Genomic DNA, 12,468 nt, shown 5'->3' on the forward strand with positions numbered 1-12,468 from the left:
TAAGAATGTGAAAAATATAACGCCTTGATAGACTTACGCTTTATATACTCAATGATTGAGAAACAGAATTTAAAAGGAATTCAACTTTTTGCAATGAGCAAAGATGATGAGTTTTTTAATTTTTTTGGAGTAAATGGAATCCCAAGATTTATATTATTGGATAAAGAAGGTGAAATTATCGAATCCAACGCCAAACAGCCTTCTGAAAAAAGTTTGTATAGTCAATTAGAATTATTAGAATAAGTAGTTACACGAAACTAGTCATAATACAAACAGGTTAAACAAAACTCAAAAGAATCACATTCCAATAAATACCACAATTAAACATATCTTTGTATTCTATTAAATATTTCCATGCGCATAGATATCATCACTGTTTTACCAGAACTTTTAAAAAGCCCGTTCGAAGCTTCTATTTTAAAGCGAGCTATTGAAGCGGGTTTGGTAGAAGTTCACTTTCATAATTTAAGAGAATACACTACTGGCAATTACAAAGCTGTTGATGATACACAATTTGGGGGAGGTGCTGGCATGGTTATGCTCATAGAACCTATTGATAAATGTATTTCTAAACTACAAGCTGAGCGCAATTACGATGAGATTATTTATATGACACCAGATGGAGATCAGCTTAACCAAGGTATAGCTAACCAAATTTCATTAAAAGAAAATATTATAATTCTTTGTGGACATTATAAAGGTGTTGATCAACGTGTACGCGATAAATTTATAACCAAAGAAATTTCTATTGGTGATTATGTATTGTCTGGTGGAGAATTGGGTGCAGCTGTATTGTGTGATGCTGTGATACGCTTAATTCCTGGCGTGCTAGGAAATGAAACCTCTGCTTTAACTGATTCGTTTCAAGATAATTTATTAGCACCACCAATTTACACCAGACCAAGAGAATATAAAGGCATGAAAGTGCCTGAGGTATTGTTTAGTGGTAACTTTGCAGAAATAGAAAAATGGCGAGAAGAACAAGCTTACCAGCGCACTAAGGAAAGACGACCAGACTTGCTTAATGATTAACTTAAAACAGAGTATATGGAAAATATGGACGCTTTAGAATGGAAATTTGCCATTGCAGGCATAATTAACGGTTTAGTACATGTAATAATTGTCTTAGCTACCATAATTATAGCGGTTAAAAAAAGATCTATTGCATCCATAATTTTACTTGTAGGCAGTTTGCTAATGAGTTTTGGTTTTGCAGGTGGTTTTATCTATAATGCCATAGCTGCAAGAAATGGAACTGAAGCCTTATTAAACGCTCAGGTAACGCTTACATTTTTCAATGCATTTGCTTTTTTTGTTTTTGGATTAGGCTTATTACTGTTGTCAATTAATAGTCTAAAAAAACATAAATCCGAATAATACCGAAAATTATTAATTGGATTCTAATTTGTGTTAAGGATAGTAGTGGCATCTTCTGACGGCATCGTCAGAGATATAGCGGATAGCCTGACCTGCAAGGGAACACCCAAATAAATATAAATAAAGCGCTGAAAATTATTCATTATTAATTGGCGATTATCAATTAATAACTATCTTTGCACCCAATTTTGGATTAACCTCTGGCGAGAATCGTGAATGTTGATTTGGAATAACCATTATAAATAAAACAAAATGAATTCTTTAGTAAAATTTGTACAAGACGAATTTGTAACCCGTAAAGACTTACCAGAATTTAGTGCAGGTGATACAATCACGGTTTATTACGAAATTAAGGAAGGTAGCAAAACACGTACACAGTTTTTTAAAGGTGTAGTATTACAACGTAAAGGAACAGGAACTTCTGAAACTTTCACAATCCGTAAAATGTCTGGAACAATTGGTGTAGAGCGTATCTTCCCAATTAACTTACCGGCTTTGCAGAAAATAGAAGTTAACAAACGTGGTAGTGTTCGTAGAGCACGTATTTTCTACTTTAGAGGTCTTACTGGTAAAAAAGCAAGAATTAAAGAAGTTAGAAGATAATTTTAACAGCATAGAAAAAATAAAAGCCTTCATTAGTATTAGTGAAGGCTTTTTTTATGCTATTTATTGATTGAATTTTTTGAAGTAGAACAGGAAAAAGAACGTTTTATGGTCATCAATATAAATAATGGGAAGCACTCTTATTAACTTTTGTTAATAAGCATAGTTTATAAGATGTTGATATTAAAATTGTTAAAAAATTGCCATATTCTTAAATACTGTATATATTTACATAACAGTTAACAACAAACCTCGTTTGGTTTTAAAAGCAATTTTAAATTTATGTGAAGTTGTTACTTAAAGATTCGTTCTTTACGTACTGAGGTTATTTTTTGAGGTTGCTAAGCAGCTTGTGTATGCAAGTGTTTGTGAAGTATCCATGAAGCTTTAGTGTTGTAGCATACTTGTAGGTTGCAATAATAAAGTGGAAAGCTTTGAAAAAGTAGTGGAATCGAAAGTGAACACGAAAAGGATGAGCAATGAATTTGAACTTATTAATCGCGCAAGTGAATGATAAAGGAAAAAACATCAAGAAAAATAAACCTAAGAAACAAAGTAGTATCAGGTCAATACATTTTGAAAGATATGAAACGTTTCGCCTTGAAGCAGCAACGCTTGAACCGAAAAGGATGGTGACGCAAGTCATACAGCTGAGTTAGTGAAAACTAAATAAGTCATAGTAGTACTGTTTCAAAAAGAAGCCATGTTAGCGCAGATTTATCTGTATTGATATGGCTTTTTGTTTTTATATAATCTTAGTATTCTTGTCTTATGAATCTTCCCTTAATTGACAATCAGAATTTTGATAACAAGGACTATACTATAAATAAATTATCTAAAGCAGAATATACAGATTGTACTTTCATAAACTGTAATTTTGAAAATTCCGATATATCGAATATATCCTTTTTAGAATGTGAATTTACAGGATGTAATTTTAGTAATGTCAATGTAATGCACGTCACTTTTAATGATGCAACATTTAAGGACTGCAAGTTGGTTGGAGTTCTATTTCAAAATTGTAATGATTTCTTCTTAGGTTTTATTTTTATTGATTGCACTCTAAATCTATCATCTTTCTATCAGTTAAAAATCAACAATACAAAATTTTTAAATTGCAAAATGCATGGAGTCGATTTTACTGAAACCGAAGCAAAACAAACTTCTTTTGACAACTGCGATTTGAAGGGTTCAATTTTCGATAATACAAATCTGGAAAGAGCAGATTTTCACTCAGCTTGTAATTTATCAATCAACCCTTCTGCAAATCATCTTAAAAATGCGGTTTTTTCAAAAGAAAACTGTTTCGGTTTACTCAATTCGTTTCAAATTAGAATAAAATAATATTCCCATTTTGCTTTGACTTTATTGATAATATCACAAAATTATTATTAGTTTACTGTTAATCTAACACTAAGAAAACGTTATCGTTTTTGTATATTTGCACAGCTAAATTTTAAGCAAAATTTCATTCAATATATTTACAACAACTATGACCAAAACAGCAAAGATTGTTTATACAAAAACTGATGAAGCTCCGGCTTTAGCAACCCGTTCATTTTTACCAATTGTTAAAGCATTTACAAAGTCTTCAGGTATTACCATAGAAACAAAAGATATTTCATTAGCAGCCAGAATTTTAGCCGCCTTTCCAGATTTCTTAACCGAAGATCAAAAGGTTGCTGATGCGTTAACTGAATTAGGTGAGTTAGCAAAAAAACCAGAGGCTAACATCATAAAATTACCGAATATTAGTGCTTCAATTCCGCAACTAACTGATGCGATAGAAGAATTACAAGCCAAAGGATATAAACTTCCTAACTATCCTGAAGAACCAAAAACTGATGCTGAAAAAGAAATAAAGTCGCGTTACGATAAAATAAAAGGAAGTGCTGTAAATCCGGTTTTGAGAGAAGGGAATTCAGATAGACGTGCGCCAAAAGCTGTAAAGAATTACGCCAAAAAAAATCCACATAGTATGGGAGCTTGGTCGTCAGATTCTAAAACACATGTAGCAACAATGTCTAAAGGAGATTTTGCTCACAACGAAAAATCAGTAACCGTTGATGATGCAACCACAGTAAAAATTGTACATACAGATAGCAAAGGGAATCAAACCATTCTAAAAGATGGTTTAGACTTGTTAAAAGGTGAAATTATCGATGCTACTGTAATGAGTAAAAAAGCGTTGCTTGAATTTTTAGAGCACGAAGTACAGGATGCTTTAGATAAAAGTGTATTGTTTTCATTGCACATGAAAGCAACAATGATGAAGGTTTCTGACCCAATTATCTTTGGTCATGCAGTTCGTGTATTCTTCAAAGATTTATTTAAAAAACATGGTGATACGTTCGATAAAATTGGTGTCGATGTAAATAATGGCTTTGGAAATTTACTTGAAAAACTTAGTGAGCTTCCAGAGGATAAGCGTGACGAAATTAGAGAGGATATTCGTTTTGCTTTAGAACATAGTGCAGATTTAGCAATGGTAAATTCTGATAGAGGTATCACAAATCTTCATGTTCCAAGTGACGTCATTATTGATGCTTCTATGCCAGCAATGATTAAAACATCTGGCCAAATGTGGAATGCTGAAGGAAAACAACAAGACACAAAAGCGGTTATTCCAGACAGTAGTTACGCAGGTGTTTACATTGCTACAATAGATTTCTGTAAAAAACATGGTGCTTTCGATCCAACAACAATGGGAACTGTGCCTAATGTAGGACTAATGGCTCAAAAAGCTGAAGAGTATGGCTCGCATGATAAAACGTTCGAAATAGCGACAAAAGGAAAAGTTGAAGTTACGGATGCTTCTGGTAATATTCTTACTAGTCATAAAGTTGAAGCGGGAGATATTTGGAGAATGTGTCAGGTTAAAGATGCACCTATTCAAGATTGGGTAAAATTAGCCGTAACAAGAGCCAGAGCTTCTCAAACACCAGCAGTTTTTTGGTTAGATAAGAAAAGAGCACATGATGCAGAGTTAATTAAAAAGGTAAATACTTACTTAAAAGATCATAATACCGAAGGACTAGACATTAGAATATTGTCTCCTATTGATGCTACAAACTTTACATTAAAGCGTATCAAAGATGGTGACGACACTATTTCGGTAACTGGAAATGTTTTAAGAGATTATTTAACGGATCTATTTCCGATACTAGAAGTTGGTACAAGTGCAAAAATGTTATCTATTGTTCCTTTGATGAATGGTGGTGGCTTATTTGAAACTGGTGCTGGTGGATCTGCGCCAAAGCATGTTCAGCAATTTGTAGAAGAAAATCATTTACGTTGGGATTCTTTAGGTGAATTTTTAGCATTAGCTGTGTCACTAGAGCATTTTGCTTTAGCTAATAACAATGACAAAGCTAGAGTTTTAGGAGAAACCTTAGATGATGCATCAGACAAGTTGTTGGAAAATAAAAAAGGACCTTCTCGAAAAGTTAATGAATTAGATAATAGAGGAAGTCATTTTTACTTAGCATTATATTGGGCTGAAGCATTAGCTAACCAAAATGATGATACAGCGTTAAAATCAGAATTTAAAACTATCTATAATGCATTATCATCTAACAAAGATGCTATCATAAAAGAACTTATAGATTGCCAAGGTGAACCAGTTAATATTGAAGGGTATTATCTTCCAAATGAGACTATTGTAACTAATGCAATGCGACCGAGTGAAGAACTCAATAAAATTTTGAATAACTAATAATATTAGATTAATGTTATGTTAAAAGCCTCTTTAGAGAGGCTTTTTTTATTCTTTTGAATTAATTTTAACTAAAAAAAGTAACCTTTTTATGTTTAAAGCGTCCTCTAATCAATAGCAATCAAAAAACCAATCATAAACTATGAACATATATATTAAAAGAATTCTACTCTTTCTTTTATTATGTCCCATATTTCTTCAAGCCCAAGAAAAATATACAATAAGCGGATCTATTACAGATGGCCAAAGTAATGAAACTCTTATTGGTGTTAATATTATAATGCCAGAGATTCAAACTGGCACTATAACCAATGAATATGGCTTCTACTCTATTACCTTACCAAGCGGAATTTATGTAATTCAAATTAGTTATTTAGGCTATAAAACTATTTCAGAAACTATAGAATTGAATTCTGATATAACAAAGAATTTTAAGCTGTTTGAAGCTGTTGAAAGTTTAGATGAAGTCGTAATTACTGATGATGTAGAGAAACTAAATATAAAAAAACCACAAATGAGCGTCAATGCTTTATCCATAAAAACGATAAAGAATATGCCCGTGGTTTTAGGAGAAGTAGATGTTATTAAATCTATAACTCTGCTTCCAGGGGTTACAAATGCTGGTGAAGGTTCTTCCGGTTTTAATGTGAGAGGTGGTGCTGCGGACCAAAACCTTATCTTGTTAGATGAAGCTACTATATTTAATTCTTCTCATTTATTTGGGTTCTTTTCTGTGTTTAATCCAGATGCTATAAAAGACATTAAATTGTATAAAGGTGGAATCCCAGCTAAATATGGAGGAAGAGTTTCATCGGTTTTAGATATCTATCAAAAAGAAGGCAATAGTAGCCAGTTTCATATGAATGGTGGAATTGGACTTATATCTAGTAGATTACTTGCTGAAGGGCCTTTAAAAAAAGACAAAGGCTCATTTCTGCTTGGTGGTCGTAGCAGTTATGCTCATCTTTTTCTTCCATTATTCGATCTTGATAACGTAGCCTATTTTTACGACTTAAATACAAAGTTGAGCTATCGACTAAATGATAATAATAGTATCTTCCTATCTGGTTATTTTGGCCGCGATGTTTTTGAAATTGCAGACAGTTTTGAAAACACTTACGGCAATTCAGTAGTTAATTTTAGATGGAATCATTTATTTTCTGATAAACTTTTTTCAAACTTATCTTTAATTTATTCAGACTATTACTATGGTTTAAAATTAAATTTTGTTGAATTCGATTGGGAATCTGGAATTAGAAATTTTAATCTTAAATATGATTTTAAACATTATATAAGTAACAATTTTAAATTAGAATATGGTTTAAATAGTATTTACTACAAGTTTAATCCGGGAGACATAAACCCAACTACGGAAAGTTCTGGAATAAACCCCTTTAAACTTACAGATAAGTATGCCTTTGAAAATGCCATCTATTTAGATGCAGAGCATAAACTAAGTAATGAATTATCAGTAAGTTATGGTGCTAGGGTGAGCACATTTCATCGTCTTGGGCAAAATGAACTTAATGTCTATGAAAATGATAATCCAGTACTATTTAATGAAGACATAGGTATCTACGAAAAAGCAGAACCTATAAATACTGAAACCTTTGATAGAAGCGATGTTATAGAGTCTTTTGCAAATATAGAACCAAGACTAGCTATTGCTTATCAATTGAGTAATAACTCGTCTATTAAAGCGAGTTATAACAGAATGAGTCAGTATTTACACCTATTGTCTAACACAAGTTCCCCAACACCCTTAGATGTATGGACGCCTAGCGGTAAATATATAAAACCGCAACTTTTAGATCAGTTAGCAATTGGTTATTTCAAAACATTTAATGATAATGTATTTTCAGTAGAAGTAGAAAGCTTTTATAAAACCATAAAAAACCGTATTGACTACATTGATGGAGCTAATTTAATAGCGAATAACGCTATTGAACAAGTAATTTTAAATGGTGAAGCTAGAGCTTACGGACTAGAGGTACTTTTGAGAAAAAATGAGGGAAAATTAAAAGGTTGGTTAGCATATACATTATCAAAATCTGAACAAAGAACTCCTGGCAGAACACCAACTGAAACTGGAATCAATAACAACGAATGGTATAATACACCTTTCGACAAAACCCACGATATTTCAGTAACTGCCAGTTATGAATTAAACAAAAAATGGTCATTCAGTTCAAATTTTTTGTTTCAAACAGGGCAGCCAGCAACATTTCCAAATGGTCAATATCAGTATAATGGTATTATAATTCCTAGTTTTGAGTCAAGAAATTCTAGTCGACTTCCTTCATATCATCGTTTAGATTTAGCAGTTAACTATAATCCTAAGCCAGAAAGTATGAAAAGATTTAAAGGTGAATGGGTCTTTGGAATATATAACGCCTATAACCGAAGAAATGCTGCAAATATTTCCTTCAGAGAAAATAGAATGTCTGGCACAAATGAGGCAGTACGTTTATCAATTTTTGGCATTGTTCCATCAGTGTCGTATAATTTTAAATTTTAGTCTATGAAAAAGATTTTATTTTTTGTTTCAATCCTTTTTGTTTTTTCTAGTTGTGAGGATGTAGTAGATGTAGATTTGAATGAAGCAGAACCGCGATTGGTCATAGAAGCATCTATAAATTGGTTTAAAAATACAGCTGGAAATGAACAGAGTATTAAACTCTCATTGTCTGCACCATTTTTTGATAATAATTTACCTCCAGCTAATGGAGCGGTCATTCAAATTAATGACACTAATAATAACCAATATAATTTCATCGAAGACGGATTAACTGGGATCTATAGAAATGATAGTTTTGTTCCAATTATAGACGAAACCTATACCTTAATTATTATTTATCAAGGTGAAACATACACTGGTACAGAAACACTTAAATCTGTTGTACCAATAGATTTTGTAGAACAGAAAAATGATGGTGGATTTTCTGGTGAAGACATTGAGTTAAAAGCGTTTTATACAGATCCAGCTAATGTTGAAAATTACTACTACTTCGAATTTATAAGTAATATTCCAACAATTCCTGCCTTAGAAGTTTATGAAGATAGGTTTACAGATGGGAATCAAATATTTGGCTTTTATACAGAAGAAGATTTAGAGTCTGGCAACGAAGTTACAATTCGTAATTATGGTATTTCGGACCGCTTTTACGAATTTATGTTCATTCTTTTACAACAAGGTAGTGATGATAGTGGTGGTCCATTTGAAACGCAGCCAGCTACAGTTAAAGGTAATTGTATAAATACAACAAATCCAGATAATTTCCCTTTCGGTTATTTTAGATTATCAGAAGTAGATGAACTTATTTATACTATAGAATAAAAAAGTATTATGGCGTTACCCGAGGGTCTCGTCATCCGTTATATCTTCTGACAAAAGTGTCAGAGGATGCCACTACTACCGCTAACGCACTAATCAGCCAAATTTATTTCTTACCTTTAACCTATGAATTTTATCAAGACTACCGAACAAGAATCAAATTATAATAATCTCGAAAAAATGTCAATAAAAGAGATTATTACCAATATAAACAACGAAGATAAAACAGTGCCTCTTGCCGTAGAAAAATCTCTACCACAAATCGAACAATTAATAAGTATTGTTTTGTCACAATTAAAAAAAGGGGGTAGACTATTTTATATTGGTGCTGGTACTAGTGGACGATTAGGGATTTTAGATGCTTCCGAATGTCCTCCCACATTTGGAGTCCCTCACGACTTAGTTATTGGATTAATTGCAGGTGGAGATTCTGCTATTAGAAAAGCAGTTGAAAATGCAGAAGATTCAACGTCTCAAGCATGGAAAGACTTAAAAGCATATCAAATTACAGGCAACGATGTGGTTATTGGTATAGCAGCCTCAGGTACTACACCATACGTTGTCAATGCATTAAAAAAATGTAATAAAGAAAATATACCGACAGGTTGTATTACTTGTAATCATAACAGCCCTTTGAGCATTACAGCTAAATTTCCAGTAGAAGTTATTGTAGGTCCAGAATTCCTAACAGGAAGCTCCAGAATGAAAGCAGGTACTGCACAAAAATTAGTCCTTAATATGATTACAACGACGACTATGATTCAATTAGGAAAAGTAAAAGATAATAAAATGGTCGACATGCAACTTAGTAATGATAAGCTAGTTGACAGAGGTATAAAAATGATTATGGAAGAATTGAATATTAATGAAACAGAAGCTACAATATTACTAGATAAGCATAAGAATGTAAGAAAAAGTATAACTCATGGACGAAAACAATAGAACTGATAAAGAAATATTGGGTAAAGGATTAAAACAGATGGGACTTTGCCTCATTTTGATGTTTACTGGTCCAACCCTACTTCATATAAGTTTTAGCAATGATGACAAACCTCTATATATTCCTTTACTTATTATTTCTAGCATTATTTGCATATCTGCTATTGTATTTTTATTTATTGGTTTAAATACTATTCTCAATAGTATGTTTAAAAAGAAAAAATAGTGAAATACTATTTTAAAAATACCCTATAAAACAAAAAACACCCTTACTAAATAAATAGTAAGGGTGTTAAAAAAGGCGGTGACCTACTCTTCCACAGTAAGCAGTACCATCGGCGCAAACGGGCTTAACTTCTCTGTTCGGAATGGTAAGAGGTGAGCCCCGTCGCTATAACCACCTTAAAAGGTTAGTATATAGTTGTTGGTCTTAGTAATTAGTTATCTAAATACTGTATCGCAAAACATCTAAATACTGTAGCTTTCACTACTAATATCTTAACATATTGAAAAAGGACGTTAATACGTCTTATACATGAATCATAATCTTGTACTCTAAAAAAACGGCTGTACAATAAGCCTATGGGTTATTAGTACTACTCGGCTATGACATTACTGCCTTTACACCTATAGCCTATCAACGTGGTCATCTTCCACGACCCTTTAAAGAAATCTCATCTTGTGGTGGGTTTCGCGCTTATATGCTTTCAGCGCTTATCCCTTCCGAACGTAGCTACCCTGCAATGCTCCTGGCGGAACAACAGGTACACCAGAGGTTCGTCCAACTCGGTCCTCTCGTACTAGAGTCAGATCCACTCAAATTTCTAACGCCCACAGTAGATAGAGACCGAACTGTCTCACGACGTTCTGAACCCAGCTCGCGTGCCACTTTAATGGGCGAACAGCCCAACCCTTGGGACCTTCTCCAGCCCCAGGATGTGACGAGCCGACATCGAGGTGCCAAACCCCCCCGTCGATGTGAGCTCTTGGGGGAGATCAGCCTGTTATCCCCGGAGTACCTTTTATCCTTTGAGCGATGGCCCTTCCATACGGAACCACCGGATCACTATGCTCTACTTTCGTACCTGATCGACCTGTATGTCTCTCAGTCAAGCTCCCTTATGCCATTGCACTCTACGCACGGTTACCAAGCGTGCTGAGGGAACCTTTAGAAGCCTCCGTTACTCTTTTGGAGGCGACCACCCCAGTCAAACTACCCACCAAGCACTGTCCCTGATTAGAGGTTAGACTCTAGATAAGCAAAGGGTGGTATTTCAACAATGACTCCACAACGCCTGGCGACGCCACTTCAAAGTCTCCCACCTATCCTACACATTACTTATCCAAAGCCAATACTAAGCTATAGTAAAGGTTCACGGGGTCTTTTCGTCCCACTGCGGGTAATCGGCATCTTCACCGATACTACAATTTCACCGAGCTCATGGCTGAGACAGTGTCCAGATCGTTACACCATTCGTGCAGGTCGGAACTTACCCGACAAGGAATTTCGCTACCTTAGGACCGTTATAGTTACGGCCGCCGTTTACTGGGGCTTCATTTGAGATCTTCGAAGTAAACTTCTAAACCCTCCACTTAACCTTCCAGCACCGGGCAGGTGTCAGGCCCTATACATCATCTTTCGATTTAGCAGAGCCCTGTGTTTTTGATAAACAGTCGCCTGGACCTTTTCACTGCGGCCCATCCGAAGATGGGCGACCCTTCTCCCGAAGTTACGGGTCTATTTTGCCTAGTTCCTTAGCCATGAATCTCTCGAGCACCTTAGAATTCTCATCCCAACTACCTGTGTCGGTTTAGGGTACGGGCTGCTTCACTCGCTTTTCTTGGAAGTCGATTTGCTAGATTATCACCTTGACCGTAGTCTCAGTGTACTATCGCCGTGTTACCACTGGCTTCAACGTACTATTCCGTCAGTACGCACTAACTTTTCGCCTCCGTCACTTTTAGTGTGAGCAGGTACAGGAATATTAACCTGTTGTCCATCCACTACCCCTTTCGGGTTCGCGTTAGGTCCCGACTAACCCTCAGCTGATTAGCATAGCTGAGGAAACCTTAGTCTTTCGGTGTGCGGGTTTCTCGCCCGCATTATCGTTACTTATGCCTACATTTTCTTTTGTAGCTTCTCCAGCATACCTCGCAGTACACCTTCGACGACACTACAATGCTCCCCTACCACTTTTTCAAGTCCATAGCTTCGGTAGTATGTTTATGCCCGATTATTATCCATGCCGGATCGCTCGACTAGTGAGCTGTTACGCACTCTTTAAATGAATGGCTGCTTCCAAGCCAACATCCTAGCTGTCTATGCAATCCAACCTCGTTTATTCAACTTAACATACATTTGGGGACCTTAGCTGATGGTCTGGGTTCTTTCCCTCTCGGACATGGACCTTAGCACCCATGCCCTCACTGCTGATTAACATTTTATAGCATTCGGAGTTTGTCAGGAATTGGTAGGCGGTGAAGCCCCCGCATCCAATCA

The 12,468-nt window shown here is 35.0% G+C and carries 10 protein-coding genes and 2 rRNA genes (1 of these 12 only partly in view); 10 read left to right on the top strand and 2 right to left on the bottom strand.

Annotation, left to right across the window (positions count from 1 at the left end):
• Positions 1 to 24 precede the first annotated feature (24 nt).
• The 10 genes from SJY34_RS04955 (at position 25) to SJY34_RS05000 (ending at position 10,194) form a co-directional block, all read left to right on the top strand.
• Entirely contained in the window at positions 25 to 243 is a 219-nt protein-coding gene (locus SJY34_RS04955) for a TlpA family protein disulfide reductase (RefSeq protein ID WP_400079499.1), read from the top strand.
• A gap of 111 nt (positions 244 to 354) precedes the next feature.
• Entirely contained in the window at positions 355 to 1,032 is a 678-nt protein-coding gene (gene trmD / locus SJY34_RS04960) for a tRNA (guanosine(37)-N1)-methyltransferase TrmD (protein ID WP_400079501.1), read from the top strand.
• A 15-nt stretch (positions 1,033 to 1,047) separates the two neighbouring features.
• Positions 1,048 to 1,377: a hypothetical protein gene (locus tag SJY34_RS04965; protein ID WP_400079503.1), complete on the top strand. Its 330-nt coding sequence runs from the start codon at positions 1,048 to 1,050 to the stop codon at positions 1,375 to 1,377.
• Positions 1,378 to 1,629: 252 nt separating this feature from the next.
• Entirely contained in the window at positions 1,630 to 1,980 is a 351-nt protein-coding gene (rplS, locus tag SJY34_RS04970; RefSeq protein WP_400079506.1) for a 50S ribosomal protein L19, read from the top strand.
• A gap of 771 nt (positions 1,981 to 2,751) precedes the next feature.
• Positions 2,752 to 3,324: a pentapeptide repeat-containing protein gene (locus SJY34_RS04975; protein WP_400079508.1), complete on the top strand. Its 573-nt coding sequence runs from the start codon at positions 2,752 to 2,754 to the stop codon at positions 3,322 to 3,324.
• Between the two features lie 148 nt (positions 3,325 to 3,472).
• On the top strand, positions 3,473 to 5,695 hold the full coding sequence (locus SJY34_RS04980; RefSeq protein WP_400079511.1) for an NADP-dependent isocitrate dehydrogenase: 2,223 nt from the start codon (positions 3,473 to 3,475) through the stop codon (positions 5,693 to 5,695).
• A gap of 142 nt (positions 5,696 to 5,837) precedes the next feature.
• A complete protein-coding gene (locus tag SJY34_RS04985) occupies positions 5,838 to 8,213 on the top strand; it encodes a carboxypeptidase-like regulatory domain-containing protein (protein ID WP_400079513.1) in 2,376 nt (791 codons plus the stop codon).
• A gap of 3 nt (positions 8,214 to 8,216) precedes the next feature.
• A complete protein-coding gene (locus tag SJY34_RS04990) occupies positions 8,217 to 9,032 on the top strand; it encodes a DUF4249 domain-containing protein (protein WP_400079516.1) in 816 nt (271 codons plus the stop codon).
• 123 nt (positions 9,033 to 9,155) lie between these two features.
• A complete protein-coding gene (gene murQ / locus SJY34_RS04995) occupies positions 9,156 to 9,971 on the top strand; it encodes an N-acetylmuramic acid 6-phosphate etherase (protein ID WP_400079519.1) in 816 nt (271 codons plus the stop codon).
• Positions 9,955 to 10,194, top strand: a complete 240-nt coding sequence (locus SJY34_RS05000; protein ID WP_400079521.1) for a DUF6095 family protein — start codon at positions 9,955 to 9,957, stop codon at positions 10,192 to 10,194. Before murQ ends, SJY34_RS05000 begins: the two co-directional genes overlap by 17 nt.
• 70 nt (positions 10,195 to 10,264) lie before the next feature.
• On the opposite strand, the gene rrf is transcribed toward SJY34_RS05000, so the two are convergent.
• A 5S ribosomal RNA gene (gene rrf, locus SJY34_RS05005) occupies positions 10,265 to 10,373 on the bottom strand.
• A 165-nt stretch (positions 10,374 to 10,538) separates the two neighbouring features.
• A 23S ribosomal RNA gene (locus SJY34_RS05010) occupies positions 10,539 to 12,468 on the bottom strand (it continues 895 nt past the right edge of the window).

Source organism: Winogradskyella sp. R77965 (assembly GCF_044594915.1).
Taxonomy (GTDB): domain Bacteria; phylum Bacteroidota; class Bacteroidia; order Flavobacteriales; family Flavobacteriaceae; genus Winogradskyella.